This is a genomic window from Embleya sp. NPDC020886 (assembly GCF_044333915.1).
Taxonomy (GTDB): Bacteria; Actinomycetota; Actinomycetes; order Streptomycetales; family Streptomycetaceae; genus Embleya.
On record NZ_JBIRRX010000003.1, the window covers coordinates 611,939 to 626,778 of the forward strand.

Here is a 14,840-nt window from a genome sequence, read left to right on the forward strand (position 1 = left end):
GACCAGCCCCGACGCGCCACCGAAAAGCCGCCGGGCGCCGACGAGAAAGAGCGATTCCCCATGACCGCGAGCGCTGACACCCCGCAGGCGCATCCGTCCGCGACCTCGGATCCCGAGGCGGGCCCGGAGACGAACTGGTTCACCACCGCCCGGTTCGGCATGTTCGTGCACTGGGGTCTGTACTCCCTCGCCGCACGGCACGAGTGGGTCAAGAACCACGAGCGACTGACCGACGAGCAGTACCAGGTGTACTTCGACCACTTCGACCCCGACCGCTACGACCCCGCCCAGTGGGCCAGGGCGGCCAAGGCGGCGGGCATGCGGTACGTCGTCCTCACCGCCAAGCACCACGACGGCTTCTGCCTGTGGGACAGCGCCCTGACCGAGTACAAGGTCACCAACACCCCGCACGGCCGGGACCTGGTGGGGCCGTTCGTCGAGGCGTGCCGCGCCGAGGGGCTCAAGGTCGGTCTCTACTACTCGCTGATCGACTGGCACCATCCGTCCTTCCCCGTGGACGGCGTGCATCCGCAGCGCGACGACGAGGCGTTCAAGGCAGCCAACGCCGAGCGGGACATCCGCGAGTACCAGCGTTATATGGACGGCCAGGTCCGTGAACTGCTGACCTCGTTCGGACGGATCGACTACCTGTTCTTCGACTTCTCGTACGCCGAACGCAGTTGGTGGGGCGGCAAGGGGCCCGACGACTGGGACTCCCCGCAACTTCTGCGGACGATTCGCGAATTGCAGCCGCACGTCCTCGTCAACGATCGCACCGGCCTTCCCGGGGACTTCGTCACCCCCGAGCAGTACCAGCCGTCCGGTCCGATGACCGAGAACGGGCAACCCGTGCGGTGGGAAGCCTGCCAGACGCTCAACGGCAGTTGGGGCTACGACCGGGACAACCTGGACCACAAGAGCCCCGACCTGCTGATCCGGATGCTCGTCGACGGGGTGTCCAAGGGCGGCAATCTGCTGCTCAACGTGGGGCCCACCGGCCGAGGCGCGCTCGACCCGCGAGACACCGCGATCCTCGACGAGATCGGCCGGTGGATGCACCTGCACGAGCGCTCGATTCGCGGCTGCGGCCCCTCCTCGTACACCGCCCCCGCCGAATGCCGATACACCCTGCGCGGCGACCGGCTCTACGTCCACCTGTTCGCCTGGCCGCTGCGCCACCTGCACCTGCCGGGCCTGGCCGGCCGGGTGCGCTACGCCCAACTGCTCAACGACGCGTCCGAGATCATCCCGGTCCACATCGACCCGGACCGGCCCGCGGTCAACACCGAGATGGGCGGCCAGCCCGCCGGAACGCTCACGCTCCAGCTTCCGGTCAGGCGCCCCGACACCCCCGTACCCGTCATCGAACTGTTCCTGGACACCCGGGCGACCCAGGACGCCGGGGACACCCCCCGCGCCACCTCGACCGCCGGCTGATCGCAGGCCGGAACACACCGTCCGTACCTCCACCACATCCTCACGGAGGCACCATGCAACGCCGCACGTTCCTCACGGGTACCGCGGCAGGGGTGGCGCTGGCCGCCGCCCCCGTCGGCGGACTGCCGGCCGCGAGCGCGAGCGCGGCCCCGAAGGCCGTCCGCACGCTGGACGAGCTGCAGGCCGCGATCGACCGGGCCCGACCCGGCGACCGGATCGTCGTGGCCGACGGGACCTACACCGTCCCGGCGGACCGCCCGCTCACCATTCGCAACAAGCAGGGCAGCAGATACGCGCCCATCACCATCGTCGCCCGGACGCAGGGCGGCGTGGTCCTGGAAGGCGAACACGGCTTCGTTTTCGAAGCGTCCGCCCACATCACCCTGAGCGGCTTCTCCTTCCGGCAGCGCAACACCCTGGACATCCCGCCGGACTGCTCGCACATCAGGCTCACCCGCAACGACTTCCAACTGGCCGACATCGAAGGCGTGCACTGGCTGATGGTGCGCGCGGACGACAGCACGGTCGACCACAACCACTTCCACGGCAAGAGCACCCTGGGCATCTACCTCGGCATCGAGGGCGCGGGCACCGAGGAGATGGCCCAGCGCGTCCACGTGTACCGCAACCACTTCTCCGACCACACCTTCACCGGCTCCAACGGCGGCGAACCGATCCGGCTCGGCGTCAGCCCCCGGGCGCTGTCCAGCGCCCACGCGGTCGTGGAGTACAACCTGTTCGAGCGGGCCAACGGGGATCCCGAGGCGATCTCGGTGAAGAGCTCGGACAACACCATCCGATACAACACGATCCGCAACAGTTTCGGCGGGATCGTCCTGCGGCACGGCAACGGCAACCGGGTGGAGGCCAACCACCTCATCGACGGTACCGAAGGCGTGCGGATCTATGGCAACGATCATGTGATCGTCAACAATTACCTCGCCGGCCTGGCCGGACGTGCCCTGGTGATCGGCAGCGGTTCGGAGCGCGATCACCTCCCCGGCGAGACACCCGAGGCGCGCCGCGGCAACGACGCCCCCGACCGGATCCTCATCGCGCACAACACCCTGCTGAACAACGGCGGCACGCTCTCCGGGGAGAGCCACCGTCCGCACGAGCCGCGCGACGTCACCGTCGCCGACAACCTGCTGGTCGCGGACACGGGCGAACTGGTCGCGATGGCGAACACCGTGCGCTTCACCTGGTCGGGCAATCTCCTGTGGGGGGCCGCCGCGGACGGCAACATCCCCGCCGGCGGCGGCACTCGGGTCGACCCGAAGCTGGTGAAGGACGCGTACGGCATCGCCCGCCCGGCCGCCGGCAGCCCGGCGATCGACGCCGGCACGCCGCGCCGCCCGCGCATCACGCACGACATCGACGGACAGCCCCGCAGCAGGACCCCGGACGTGGGCGCGGACGAATACTCCCGCCGGCCGCCGAGGCGCGGACCCCTGACCCCGGCCGACGTCGGTCCCCGGGCCGACTGAGCGCACACTCGCCCGTTTCGACCCAGGAGGCACCATGCAACGACGCACGTTCCTCAAGAGCTCGGCCGTGGCCGCACTTGCCGCGGTACCCCTGACCACCTCGCTGTCGGGCAGCGCGTCGGCGGCCGACATCCCGGTCTCCTCCCTCGCGGCGCTCCAGAGCGCGATCAACGCCGCCGCACCCGGTGACCGGATCGTCGTCGCCGACGGCACCTACACGGTTCCGTCGGGCGGCGCGATCAACATCTCCGGCAAGAACGGCACGAGCGCCGCGCCGATCACCATCGTGTCCAAGACCCGCGGCGGCGCGGTGCTGCGGGGCGCGCGCGGCTTCGTGCTCGCCAATTCGAGCAACATCGTGATCAGCGGCTTCGCCTTCCGGCAGAGCACCACGCTCGAGCTTCCGACGGACTGCTCGGCGATCCGGCTGACCCGCAACGACTTCCAACACGCGGACAGCGGCGATCCGTACTGGGTCGTCGTACGGGCGAACGACACGAAGATCGACCGGAACCATTTCCACGACAAGACCACCGCGGGCATCTTCATCGTCGTCGACGGTCCCGGCAAGACCGAGATGGCCCAGAACGTGCAGATCTTCCGCAACCACTTCTCCGACCACAGCTTCACCGGGGACAACGGCGGCGAGCCCATCCGCTTCGGCGTCAGCGGCCGTGCCCTGGCCGACGCCGGCGGCCATGTGGAGTACAACCTGTTCGAGCGCTGCGACGGCGACCCCGAGGCCATCTCGGTGAAGTCCTCGGGCAACACCGTGCGGTACAACACCATCCGCGACAGCCGCGGCGGCATCGTGCTGCGGCACGGCAACGGTTCGACGGTGGAGGGCAATTACCTGATCGGCGGCACCGACGGGGTGCGGATCTACGGCAACGACCACGTGATCGTCAACAACTACCTCAGCGGGCTGTCCGGCCGGGCCCTGGTGGTCGGCAGCGGCAGCACCCGTGACCACACCCCGAGTGAGACGGAGACCCAGCGGCGGGGCAACGACGCCTGCGACCGCGTGGTGATCGCGCACAACTCCCTGATCAACAACACCGGCATGTTGTCGGGCGAGACGCGGGCGTTCGAGCCGCGGAACGTGACCATCGCGGACAACCTGCTGGTCGGCGACTCCGGCAGCCTCGTCGCCATGGGCGCCACCACCGCCTTCACCTGGCAGAGCAACCTGCTGTGGGGGGCGGCCGGCAACGGCAACATCCCCGCCGGAAGCTTCGTCCGGGCCGACCCTCGGCTCGCGCAGGGCACGGATGGTGTCCTGCGGCTGACGGCGGGCAGCCCGGCGATCGGCGCGGCCACGCTCGGCGGCCTGGCCCTGGCCGACGACATCGACGGGGACCCGCGCGGCAGCGTACGGGACATCGGTGCCGACGAGTACGCGACAACGCCCGCACTCCGGCACCCCCTCACCGCCGCGGACGTGGGCCCGAACGCTCCCTGATCGCCCACCGGTGACGGGGCGCCGCACGCCTGAGCGCTCCGTTCACCCGAACCCGTCGGTGCATCCGAAGCGGTCCGCCCGGCCCTGTCCGGGCGAACCGCTTCGGACTCCGCAGACCACCCGCAGACGCCGACCGCGAAGGCAGGGCCATGACCGAAGAGAGCCGACGGAGCGCGGCGGACCTCCCGCGGCTCCGCCCGTCGTCCGAGCCGGACACCGGGCGGACCCGTTTGGGCATGTGCTCGGTCACCTTTCGCCGGCTGCCCGCCGCCGAGGTCGCGCGACGCGCGGCCGACGCGGGCCTGGAGGTGATCGAGTGGGGCGCGGACGTGCACGCCCCCGCGGGGGAGCCGGACACGGTCCGCGCGGTCCGCGAGGTCTCCGACTCCCACGGGCTGGTCTGTTGCTCGTACGGTTCGTATTTTCGCGCCACGCCCGCCGAGTCGGCCGGTTTCCCGGCCGTCGCCCGGGCCGCCGTGCTGCTCGGGGCACCCCGGGTACGGGTCTGGGCGGGTGGCACCGGATCGGGGTCCGCCCTGCCCGACGAGCGGCGCGAGACCGTGCGCTGCCTGCGGGAGGCGGCCCGGATCGCCGCGGACCACGGCCTGGAGCTCGCGCCGGAGTTCCACGGCGGCACACTCACCGACACCGTCGCCTCGACCGTCCGGCTGCTGGACGAGGTGGGCGCGGACAACGTCCGCACGTACTGGCAGCCGCCGCAGGACACCCCCGACGAGCAGGCGCTGGCCGGGCTCGTCGAACTCGGTGACCGGGTCACCGCCGTGCATGTCTTCTCGTGGTGGCCGGGCAACAACCGGCTGCCGCTGGCGGACCGCCGGGACCTGTGGGTCGCGGCCCTCGGCCTGTTGGCGGGCCGGGGTGTCCAGGCGCTCCTGGAGTTCGTCCCCGGCGACGACCCCGCGGTGTTGGCGCGCGAGGTCGAGACCCTGCGGCGCGCGGCAGGGTAAGCCTCCTCGATTCGACGTATTCGACGTATTCGACGTATGCGACGGTGATCCGGCGGGTCACGAGATGTCCCGCCGACCGACCCACCCACCCACGCCAGGACGGCAGGCATGCAGCTCAAGGACGACGACACGCTCCTGTTCATCGGCGACTCGATCACCGACGCCGGCCGCGACCGTGCGGATCCCGCGTCGCTCGGCAACGGATACGTGCACGAGATCGCGCGGACCCTGCGCGAGCGGGCGCACGACGGAGCCGGCCCCCGCGTCGTCAACCGGGGGATCAACGGCCACCGCGTGTACGACCTCGAAGCCCGCTGGGGCACCGACGTCCTGGACCACCGGCCCGCTGTCGTCACGGTCAAGATCGGCATCAACGACACCTGGCGCCGCTACGACCGAAACCTGCTCAGCCCGGTCGACGAGTTCGAGGCGTGCCTCGACCGCCTGCTCGCGGCCACGGCGCAGAAGTCGTCCGCACGGCTGGTCGTCGTCACCCCGTTCCTGCTTCCGGTCGGGCCGGACCAGGAACGCTGGTTCGAGGACCTGTCGCCGCGTACCGACGCCGTCCTGCGGGCGGCGGCGCACAACGGCGCCCAGGTGGTTCGCGCCGATCTCCTGCTGCCCCGCGCGGCGCAGGACCGGGAGCCGGGGGAACTGGCCCCGGACGGCGTCCACCCGAGCCCGCCGGGGCATCGGCTGATCGCCGACGCCTGGCTCGCCGAGGTCGCGCCCACCGTGTGACGGCGCGGACGCCGCCGCGATCGAGGCCACGCGGGGCGCGGGGGAGAGCGCGGGTCGACGAAGTCCGCGACCGCGTACGCTTTACGAGCTACGGGTTCGGAAGCCGGGTGCGCCGGGCCGGTGCCGTCGAGTCGCGGACGACCAGCCTCACCGGCAGGGTCATCGGCTTGCCGGTGCGCGGTGCCGGGTTGCCGCGCGAGGACGACAACGCGTCGACGGCAGCCCGTCCCTGGGCGCGCAGCGGGGCGGCGACGGTGGTCAGCCCGGGCCTGACGATGCGGGTCGGGAAGATGTCGTCGAAGCCGACCATGCTGACGTCCTCGGGAACTCGGACGCCGCGCGCCTGGAGGGCGAGCATGGTCCCGATCGCCAGTTGGTCGTTGTAGGCCACGACGGCGGTCGGCAGGTCCTCGCGGAGCGCCTCGGCGGCTTCACGACCGCCTGCGACCGTCGGCGCGAACGGGCCCACGCGCTGCACCCGCATGTCCAGCCCGGCCGCCGCCTCGCGCAGGCTCCGCAGGCGCATCCCGTCCGCCCACGAGGCCTCCGGACCGGCCACGTAGGCCACCGTGCGATGGCCCAACCGCGCCAGATGTTCCGCGGTCACGAGCATGCCGTGCGGGTTGTCGAGGGTGATGCTGGGGACGTCGGCGACGTCCCGGTTGAGGACGACGACCGGCCGCTGCTTGGCGGTCATCCGGATGGCCGAGTCCGACAGTCGGGTACCGGCCAGTACGAGTCCCTCGACGGCGGGCAACGCCCTTTCCAGACTGGCGCGTTCCACCCGATCGTTTTCCTGGGCGTCGATCAGCAGGAGGACGAAGCCGGACTCGGCGGCGGCGGACTCGGCGCCCCGGATGATCTCGGCGTAGAACGGGTTGGTCACGTCGGAGACCACCAACGCGAGCATCGAGGTGCGGCCGGTGGGCAATCCCGACGCCAACGGATTGACGCGGTAGCCGAGCTCCGCGGCCACCCGCCGGATGCGTTCGGCGGTCGCCGCGTTGACCCGGCCCGGCCTGGCGAACGCCCGGGACACGGTGGACGCGGCCACCCCTGCGGCCCGGGCGACGTCGTAGATCGTCGGTGCCTTGCTCCCGCCGGTCGGTGCGCCGTCACGCTCGCTCACCGGATCTCACTTCCGTTCTCGTGGGAAAGCCACAGGTCCGGGCGGCGACGCCCGTGGTCGGACGACGCCATGGCTGCCCATGGGATGGGAAGGAGCGCACTGTACTCCGTTTCGACGCCGTCACCCCCGCGCGGTCGGCCGGCGACCCGAACGGCGCTCCCCTCGCCGGCGGATGGGCCCGGTGCCGGTGGCGACGCCGCGGATTCAGGCGGGTTCGGGGGTGAGCGTTCGCGGGGTGGGGGCGCTGGAGGTCAGGCCGGCCTGGTGGGCGGCGGTGCCGGCGGCGGCCAGGACGACGTGGACGGGCAGGCCGAGGCGGGCGGCGAGGGCGGCGGCGGGGCCGAACTCGGGCGTCGCCTGGAGGATTCTGCCGCCGCGGTGGCCCACCTTGACCGGGAGGCGGCTGCCGAGGACGTCCACGAGGGTCCAGCCTCGCTGGAGTTCGGTTTTGCGGACCGGCCGTTCGCGCACGCCCAGGGTGGTGGTGAGGCGGAAGACGGCGTCACGCAGCGGTTGGGCGTCCTGCGGTGGGCACAGGACGGAGAGCGTGTGCGCGGGGCGGCCCTTCTTCATCAGGATCGGGGTCAGCCACGCGTCCGAGGCGCCGGCCTCCATGAGGGATGCCAGCACGCTGGGCCATGCGCGCGGGTCCAGGTCGTCGATGTTGGTTTCCAGGACGACGGCTTCGCAGGCGTCGAAGGCGGAGTCCAGGGGTGTGGCCGGAGCCGGGGTGCCGAGGAAGACCCGGGTGACGTTGGGGCGTCCGGGGGTGTCGCGGCTGCCGGCCCCGATGCCGGTTCGCTCCAGACGCAGGGGTGGCAGGGGGGCGCACTCGCGGGCCAGGGTGGTGAGCAGCGCCATCCCGGTGGGGGTGGCGAGTTCGCCCTCGCCGCCCGCGAACACCTGCCACTCGGCGGCGAGTTCGGCCACCGCGGGGGCGGGGACGGGAAGTTCGCCGTGGGCGGTGGTGACGCGGCCGAAGCCCAACGCCGCGGGACCCGCCGTCAGCTCGGTGACGGCGAGGTCGTGCAGCGCGGCACAGACGCCGACGACGTCGGCGATGGAGTCCCAGGCGCCCACCTCGTGGAAGTGCACCTCGTCCGTTCCGGTGCCGTGCACGTGTGCCTCGGCGACGGCGAGACGGCCGAAGACGGCGAGTGCCGACGCGCGGACCGGATCGGCCAGCGGCGCCGCTTCGATGAGGCGGCGCACCTCACGCCACGTTCGGTGGGCGTGGTCGTCGTCGCTCGGCGTCACGTGGATGCGGGTCGCGCGCATACCGGCGCGGGTGACCTGTGTCCGGTCGAGGCGTACCTCGCCGGGAACCACGGCCTCCACCGCGGCACGTACGGTGCCCAAGGCGGCCCCGCCGTCGACGAGGGCGGCGAGCAGCATGTCGCCGGCGATGCCGGCGGACGCGTCCACCCACGCGGCCCTCATGGGCGCAACCGATGCAGGACCTCGCCGGCTTGCGGCACGACGAGGGTGTCCGGGTCGGCGGCGAGCGCCGCGAAGTCCACCGCGGCGGGGTCCAGATGGCCGAGGTTCGCCCCCCGGACGACGTGCTCGGGAATGCCGGTCGCGAGGGTGACGGTCAACCGGCAGTGCTCGCCGCGCTCTTCGTCGTACGTACCCGCGCCGCGCAGGTGTGTGGAGTGCGCCAGGACACCCCAGTGCAGGTGCTCGAAGCGGTCCCACTGCTTGGTGAAGTAGTCGCGGCAGTGGTAGCCGATCTCCTCGATCTCCGGGTGCATCGCGGAGATGGTCCGCACGTGCGGGGCGTACAGGATGACCTCGCCGCCGTCCGCGACGACCGGTTCGAGCTTGTAGAAGCCTTTCGCCGCGGTCCAGATGTCCTCGTACTTCTCCGGGATCACGGACACCACCCGCCGCACGGGGGCGTCCAGGTAGCGGACGTGGACCTGCGCGGACACGTCGGCCGCCGCCGACCAGGCCGCCTCCGGGGTCCCGTACGCCATCGAGTGCAGCGCCCCGGTACCGGATTCGACCACCACGCACAGCGCGCGCCTGCGGGTCGGGATCAGCGCGGCCGCCTCGTGGATCAGTGCGCGGACCGGGGTGATGCCGCGCGTTCCGATGATCTCCGCGCTGGTGATCAGGGCGCCGAGCCAGTGCGACAGGTCGATGATGTCGGCGCCCGCGACGCCGGGGAAGAAGTACTTGTCACCGCCGGAGAAACCGACCACTTCGTGGGGGAAGACCGGGCCGACGACCAGGGCCACGTCGTGCTCCACGACGGCCCGGTTGAGGCGCACGTCGACCTCCTGGCGCAACAGCCCGCCGGACAACTCGGCCACCCGCTCGGCGCCGATCGTGCCGACCGAGGCGAACGTCGACGGCTCCCACCACTCGTGGTTGAGGACGGTCATGCCCGGCAGCGGCGGGACATGGGCGGCCAATTCGGCCTCGCCCATCGGCGCGTGCGTACCCAGCGCGACCAGCACCGTCAACCGGGAGACCCGGCCGTACAGCGCCTCGTGCACCGCGGCGAGCAGCAGCGGAAGCGGGCAACTGCGGGTGCCGTCGGGTACCACCAGGCATACGCTCCGGCCGTCGAGATCCTCGCCGGCCAGTTGTTCGGCGACGAAGGCTCGCACCCGGGCCTCGGGGAGGACGGCGCCCGGCCCGCCGATCTGTGCTGTCATGGCGGCCAGAGGACCATGGCCCGCGACCTGGTGCAAGTGCCCACGGCAACACATGGCAACCGGTTGCCGCGCCGGGCGGGCGGCAGCGAACATGCCGTCATGCCAAGCCTCCACCCCCACCGACTGCTTCCCGTCGACCCCGGGGTGCGAGCTCTCACCCGGCACCGGTACGAGACGGTGCGCGACCTGCCGACCCCGTCACCGCACCGGCCCGACCGGGACGAGGCATTCGCGGCGGTGGCGAAACCGGTGAACGTCAACCCGCGAAAGGCCATCGAACTGTGACCGCCCAACCCGCGACCCGGCCCCTGTCCCGCGCGCTCGACGCACGCCCCGCCGCGCCGGTACGCATGCTCCACCTCGGCCTGGGCGGCTTCTTCCGGGCCCATCAGGCCTGGTACACCGAGCACGCCGGCGACGCCGACCGGTGGGGGATCGCGGCGTTCACCGGGCGGAGCACCGCGATCGCCGAGCGGCTGACCGCCCAGGACGGGCTCTACACGTTGGCCACCCGTGCGCCCGACCGCGACCGCTTCGAGGTGGTCGGTTCGCTCACCTCGGCGCACGCCGGCGGCGACCACGCCGCGTGGCTGAGCCACTGGCGGCGGCGGGAACTCGCGGTGGTCACCCTGACGGTCACCGAGGCGGCGTACACCCGCGCGCCCGGGGGCGGCCTGGACACCCGACGCACCGACGTGAGTGCCGATATCGCCGCACTCCGCGCCGATCCGCAGGCCCCGGTGGCGACGGTCGCCGCGCGGCTGCTGGCCGGGCTGGCCGCCAGACGGCGCGCGGGCGGCGACCCCGTGGCGGTCGTGCCGTGCGACAACCTGCCGGGAAACGGCGAGGTCACCGCACGGGTGGTCGGCGAACTGGCGGACGCGATCGGGCGTCCCGAATGGCGCGAGGCGGCCGCGCACGCCTCGTACGTCGGCACCATGGTCGACCGGATCACCCCGTGGTCCACCGCGGACGACGTGAGCGCCGTCCGCGACGCGACCGGGCGCCGGGACGAAGTCCCGGTCGTCACCGAGCCGTTCACCGAGTGGGTGCTCAGCGGTGAGTTCCCCGCCGGGCGGCCCCGCTGGGAGGACGCCGGTGCCCGCTTCGTCGCCGACGTCACGCCGTACGAGGAACGCAAACTGTCGCTGCTCAACGGTGCCCATTCGCTGCTGGCGTACGCGGCGCCGTTCCGCGGGCACGCCACCGTCGCCGAGGCCGTGGCCGATCCGGTCTGCCGGGTCTGGGTGCGCGAATGGTGGCACGAGGCCTCGACCCACCTGGATTTCCCGGAAACCGCGCTGGCCGGCTACCGGGACGCGCTGACGGCCCGCTTCGCGAACCCGCGCATTCGGCACACCCTCGCCAAGATCGCCGAGGACGGGGCCCAGAAGATCCCGGTGCGTGTCCTGCCGACGCTCTACGCCGAGCGGACGGCCGGGGCGATGCCGCCCGGCGCGCTCCGCATCGTCGCCGCGTGGATGCTGCACCTGCTCGGCAGCAACGGGATCCCGGTACGAGACGCCGCCGCCCCGGTCCTCAACGCATCACCGTCCGACTCCGCGCACGCCGTGCTGGCCTTCCTCGATCCCGTCCTCGCCGAAGACACCGAACTGGTCGAGGCACTCGCCGCCCGCGCCTGGGAACTCACCTGACCGCGCGGCGACACGAAGGGTGTCCGCACTCGCGACCGGCGGCGCGCGTCGGCCGCGCACGCGCTGCGGACCCGCCGGAGCGCACCCGAGGGCCGCGAACCGTCGAGCCGATCTCGAACAGGAGAAGCACGTCATGATCCCGGGATTGTCCGACCCCGACGGCGAGGCCGCCGACCGCGTCGGAACACTGCTGCACACGCCCGGCCGGCTCGGTGTGGCCTTCTCCGGGGGAGTGGACTCCTCCGTGTTGTTGGCCCTGGCCGTCCGAGCGCTGGGCGCCGACCGCGTGCTCGCGGTGCTCGGCGTCTCGCCCAGCCTCGCCGCCGACGAGCGCACGGCGGCGCTGCGGGTCGCCGCGAAGATCGGTGCGCGGGTGGTCGAGGTCGTCACCCACGAGGGCGACCTGCCGGCCTACCGGGCCAACGGCGTCGACCGGTGTTTCCACTGCAAGGACGAGTTGTTCGCCCGCATTTCCGCGGAGGTGGTCCGGGCGCACGGCCTGACGGCCGTCGCCTACGGGGAGAACGCCGACGACGTGCTGCGAGCGGACCGTCCCGGCGGCAGGGCCGCGATGCGTCACCGGGTGTTGCGCCCGCTCGCCGACGCGGGCCTGGACAAGGCGGCGGTCCGCCGGATCGCCGCCGCGTTGGACCTGCCGTGCGCGGACAAACCGGCCGCGCCCTGTCTGGCCTCGCGGATTCCGCACTTCAGCGAGGTCACGCCGGAGAAGCTGAGCCAGGTGGAGGCGGCGGAACGGGGCCTGCGGGAGCTGGGCTTCAGCGACTGCCGGGTGCGCCACCACGGCGAGGTCGCACGGATCGAGGTGCCCGTCGCCGAGATCGCGGCGCTCGCGGGCGACCTGCGCGAGGCGGCTCTGGCGGTGGTTCGTGCCGCGGGGTTCCGGATGGTCGCCGTCGATCTCGCGGGCATGCAATCGGGTGCCTTCACGCTTTCCCTGATCGGAGTTCGCCATGGCTGAATCGTTCGCCCGTCTCGACCACGAACGGATCGACCGCAGAGGGTATCCGGAGGCGATCTTCTGCGAGGGGAAGACTCCGGACCAGGTGGGTGCGATCGCTGCCGAACTGCGCGAACGCGGCCGGTCGGTGGCGTTGTTCACCCGGGCCGGTCCCGAGCACGCGCGGGCCGTCCTCGCCGAACTGCCCGACGCCCGTCACGAGTCGGACGCCCGGTTGTTGGTGTGGCCGCCCGAACCGCCCGCTCCGGAGGGAGGTCTCGTGGTCGTGTTGGCGGCGGGCACCTCCGACCTCCCGGTGGCGCTGGAGGCCGAGTTGACCGCCCGCTATCTGGGACGGCGCTGCGAGCTGGCCGTGGACGTGGGCGTCGCCGGACTGCACCGCGTGATCGGCATGCTCGACCTGCTGCGTTCCGCCCGGGTCGTCGTGGTTGCCGCGGGCATGGACGGCGCGCTGCCCAGCGTGGTGGCGGGGCTGGTCGCCGCGCCGGTCGTCGCGGTGCCGACCTCCGTCGGCTACGGAGCGGCCTTCGGCGGCCTGGCCCCCCTGTTGTCGATGCTCAACGCGTGCAGCCCCGGGGTCGCGGTCGTCAACATCGACAACGGCTTCGGGGCCGGGCACCTCGCCGCGCAGATCGCGGCACCCCCGACGCCGACGGCCGGCGCCGCGTCGTGGGGGTCGGCCGGCGGGGAATGAGCCCCGCCCCGCGGTCGGTCCGCGGCGGTTTCGAGGAGCCGCACGCAGGGCCCAAGTCGTCGACGGGCCTTGCCGATCGGTGCCGGTGCCCACTCCCGCAGGCAAGCGCTCGTGGCAACACATGACAACCGATTGCCGTGGCCGCCGGCCGCGGACAACCATTCGGAGCATGCCCTCCTCACTCCATCCCGACCGGCTCCTGCCCGTCGACGCACAAGCACGCGCCGTTGCCCGCCGTCTCTACGAAGCGGTCCGCGACCTGCCGATCCTGTCGCCGCACGGTCACGTGGATCCTCGGTTGCTGGTCGACGACAAGCCGTTCGGTGATCCGGCGAGCCTGCTGATCTCCGCCGACCACTACGTCACCCGCCTGCTGCACGCCTGCGGTGTCCCGCTGGACGAACTCGGAGTAGGCCAGGGGCCACTGACCGAACAGCAGGCCCGCCGGGCGTGGCGCGCGATGTGTGCGCACTGGACCGTCTTCCGAGGGACCCCGGTCCGCTACTGGATGGAGGCGGAACTCGTCGAGATCTTCGGCGTGACCGAGCGGCCCGCCGCGGCCACGGCCGACCGGATCTACGACGCGATCGCCGAGCGGCTGACCGATCCGGCCTTCCGCCCGCGGGCACTGTTCCGCCGCTTCGGCATCGAGGTGCTGGCCACCACCGACGACCCCGCGGACGATCTGGCCGCCCACCGGGCACTGGCCGCCGACCCCGAGTGGACGGCGCGGGTCCTCCCCACCTTCCGACCCGACCGCTACCTGGAACCCGGTCCGGGCTGGGGCGAGGCGGTGACGCGCCTGGGCGAGGCCGCGGACGTCGACACCTCGGACTACGACGGCTACATCCGGGCGTTGGAGGACCGACGACGCCACTTCATCGCGCACGGCGCCACCTCCGCCGACCACAGCCACCCGGACGTGGGCACCGAACCGCTGACCCACGGCGAGGCCGTCCGCATCCACCGGGCCGCCCTGCGGGGCACGGCGAGCGAAGCCGAGGGCGTCGCCTTCCGTCGGCACATGCTGCTGGAGATGGCCCGCATGTCCTGCGACGACGGTCTCGTGATGACCCTGCACCCGTCCGTGCGCCGCAACCATCACGCGCCCACCCACCACCGGTTCGGCGCCGACACCGGCCACGACATCCCGCTGCGCGCCGAGTTCACCGACGCCCTGCGTCCGCTCCTGCAGAGGTACGGAACCGCCGAAGGATTCCACCTGATCCTGTTCACCCTCGACGAGACCGTCTTCACCAGGGAGATCGCTCCGTTGGCCGGGTTCTACCCCTCGGTCTACGCGGGCGCCCCGTGGTGGTTCCTCGACGCCCCCGACGCCATCCGCCGGTTCCGCCGCGCGGTCACCGAGACGGCGGGATTCTCCCGGACGTCCGGCTTCGTCGACGACACCCGGGCCTTCTGCTCCATCCCCGCCCGACACGACATGTCACGGCGGCTGGACTGCGGCTATCTGGCCGAACTGGTCACCGAGCACCGACTCGACGAGGACGAGGCGCTGGAGACGGCGGTGGATCTGGTCACGGTCAACCCGCGAAAGGCGTTCAAGCTGTGATCACCGCCTGATTCGCACTCCGACGGGCGTTCGGCGCCGATTGGTGTGC

General features: G+C 72.2%; 13 protein-coding genes. 10 read left to right on the plus strand and 3 right to left on the minus strand.

The window, feature by feature from the left end; all coding sequences use genetic code 11:
• Positions 1 to 60 precede the first annotated feature (60 nt).
• From ACH4U8_RS13530 to ACH4U8_RS13550, 5 genes are all read left to right on the plus strand, one after another.
• Positions 61 to 1,437 carry an alpha-L-fucosidase gene (locus tag ACH4U8_RS13530; protein WP_395777792.1) on the plus strand — a complete coding sequence of 459 codons (1,377 nt, stop codon included), beginning with the start codon at positions 61 to 63 and terminating at the stop codon, positions 1,435 to 1,437.
• 53 nt (positions 1,438 to 1,490) lie between these two features.
• Positions 1,491 to 2,924 (plus strand): chondroitinase-B domain-containing protein, encoded by a 1,434-nt coding sequence (locus tag ACH4U8_RS13535; RefSeq protein ID WP_395777794.1) that lies wholly within the window; start codon positions 1,491 to 1,493, stop codon positions 2,922 to 2,924.
• 34 nt (positions 2,925 to 2,958) lie between these two features.
• On the plus strand, positions 2,959 to 4,386 hold the full coding sequence (locus tag ACH4U8_RS13540) for a polysaccharide lyase 6 family protein (RefSeq protein ID WP_360309885.1): 1,428 nt from the start codon (positions 2,959 to 2,961) through the stop codon (positions 4,384 to 4,386).
• Positions 4,387 to 4,535: 149 nt separating this feature from the next.
• Positions 4,536 to 5,354: a sugar phosphate isomerase/epimerase family protein gene (locus ACH4U8_RS13545; protein ID WP_395777795.1), complete on the plus strand. Its 819-nt coding sequence runs from the start codon at positions 4,536 to 4,538 to the stop codon at positions 5,352 to 5,354.
• Positions 5,355 to 5,462: 108 nt separating this feature from the next.
• Complete coding sequence (locus ACH4U8_RS13550; protein WP_395777796.1) at positions 5,463 to 6,095, plus strand: SGNH/GDSL hydrolase family protein; 633 nt, start codon at positions 5,463 to 5,465, stop codon at positions 6,093 to 6,095.
• A gap of 88 nt (positions 6,096 to 6,183) precedes the next feature.
• Here the strand turns inward: ACH4U8_RS13550 and ACH4U8_RS13555 are convergent, their stop codons facing one another.
• The 3 genes from ACH4U8_RS13555 to ACH4U8_RS13565 all read right to left on the minus strand — a co-directional run bounded on the left by ACH4U8_RS13555 (position 6,184) and on the right by ACH4U8_RS13565 (position 9,890).
• Complete coding sequence (locus ACH4U8_RS13555) at positions 6,184 to 7,224, minus strand: LacI family DNA-binding transcriptional regulator (protein ID WP_360309891.1); 1,041 nt, start codon at positions 7,222 to 7,224, stop codon at positions 6,184 to 6,186.
• 204 nt (positions 7,225 to 7,428) lie between these two features.
• Positions 7,429 to 8,664 carry a nickel pincer cofactor biosynthesis protein LarC gene (larC, locus tag ACH4U8_RS13560; RefSeq protein ID WP_395777798.1) on the minus strand — a complete coding sequence of 412 codons (1,236 nt, stop codon included), beginning with the start codon at positions 8,662 to 8,664 and terminating at the stop codon, positions 7,429 to 7,431.
• Positions 8,661 to 9,890: a lactate racemase domain-containing protein gene (locus ACH4U8_RS13565; protein ID WP_360309895.1), complete on the minus strand. Its 1,230-nt coding sequence runs from the start codon at positions 9,888 to 9,890 to the stop codon at positions 8,661 to 8,663. Before ACH4U8_RS13565 ends, larC begins: the two co-directional genes overlap by 4 nt.
• A gap of 99 nt (positions 9,891 to 9,989) precedes the next feature.
• Between ACH4U8_RS13565 and ACH4U8_RS13570 the strand changes: the two genes are divergently transcribed.
• From ACH4U8_RS13570 to uxaC, 5 genes are all read left to right on the plus strand, one after another.
• Positions 9,990 to 10,175, plus strand: coding sequence for a hypothetical protein (locus ACH4U8_RS13570; RefSeq protein WP_395777799.1), 186 nt, complete (start codon positions 9,990 to 9,992; stop codon positions 10,173 to 10,175).
• Positions 10,172 to 11,545 (plus strand): mannitol dehydrogenase family protein, encoded by a 1,374-nt coding sequence (locus tag ACH4U8_RS13575; protein WP_360309899.1) that lies wholly within the window; start codon positions 10,172 to 10,174, stop codon positions 11,543 to 11,545. Before ACH4U8_RS13570 ends, ACH4U8_RS13575 begins: the two co-directional genes overlap by 4 nt.
• A 133-nt stretch (positions 11,546 to 11,678) precedes the next feature.
• On the plus strand, positions 11,679 to 12,524 hold the full coding sequence (gene larE / locus ACH4U8_RS13580) for an ATP-dependent sacrificial sulfur transferase LarE (RefSeq protein ID WP_395777801.1): 846 nt from the start codon (positions 11,679 to 11,681) through the stop codon (positions 12,522 to 12,524).
• Positions 12,517 to 13,218 (plus strand): nickel pincer cofactor biosynthesis protein LarB, encoded by a 702-nt coding sequence (larB, locus tag ACH4U8_RS13585; protein ID WP_395777803.1) that lies wholly within the window; start codon positions 12,517 to 12,519, stop codon positions 13,216 to 13,218. The genes larE and larB overlap by 8 nt, the downstream gene beginning before the upstream one ends.
• A 169-nt stretch (positions 13,219 to 13,387) precedes the next feature.
• Entirely contained in the window at positions 13,388 to 14,791 is a 1,404-nt protein-coding gene (uxaC, locus tag ACH4U8_RS13590) for a glucuronate isomerase (protein WP_360309905.1), read from the plus strand.
• The last annotated feature ends 49 nt before the right edge of the window (positions 14,792 to 14,840 follow it).

Bases quoted from the DNA above. Each gene is read 5' to 3' on its own strand.
- ACH4U8_RS13530 (WP_395777792.1), top strand. From the start codon at position 61: ATGACCGCGAGCGCTGACACCCCGCAGGCGCATCCGTCCGCGACCTCG.
- ACH4U8_RS13535 (WP_395777794.1), top strand. From the start codon at position 1,491: ATGCAACGCCGCACGTTCCTCACGGGTACCGCGGCAGGGGTGGCGCTG.
- ACH4U8_RS13540 (WP_360309885.1), top strand. From the start codon at position 2,959: ATGCAACGACGCACGTTCCTCAAGAGCTCGGCCGTGGCCGCACTTGCC.
- ACH4U8_RS13545 (WP_395777795.1), top strand. From the start codon at position 4,536: ATGACCGAAGAGAGCCGACGGAGCGCGGCGGACCTCCCGCGGCTCCGC.
- ACH4U8_RS13550 (WP_395777796.1), top strand. From the start codon at position 5,463: ATGCAGCTCAAGGACGACGACACGCTCCTGTTCATCGGCGACTCGATC.
- larC (WP_395777798.1), bottom strand. From the start codon at position 8,664: ATGAGGGCCGCGTGGGTGGACGCGTCCGCCGGCATCGCCGGCGACATG.
- ACH4U8_RS13565 (WP_360309895.1), bottom strand. From the start codon at position 9,890: ATGACAGCACAGATCGGCGGGCCGGGCGCCGTCCTCCCCGAGGCCCGG.
- ACH4U8_RS13570 (WP_395777799.1), top strand. From the start codon at position 9,990: ATGCCAAGCCTCCACCCCCACCGACTGCTTCCCGTCGACCCCGGGGTG.
- larE (WP_395777801.1), top strand. From the start codon at position 11,679: ATGATCCCGGGATTGTCCGACCCCGACGGCGAGGCCGCCGACCGCGTC.
- larB (WP_395777803.1), top strand. From the start codon at position 12,517: ATGGCTGAATCGTTCGCCCGTCTCGACCACGAACGGATCGACCGCAGA.
- uxaC (WP_360309905.1), top strand. From the start codon at position 13,388: ATGCCCTCCTCACTCCATCCCGACCGGCTCCTGCCCGTCGACGCACAA.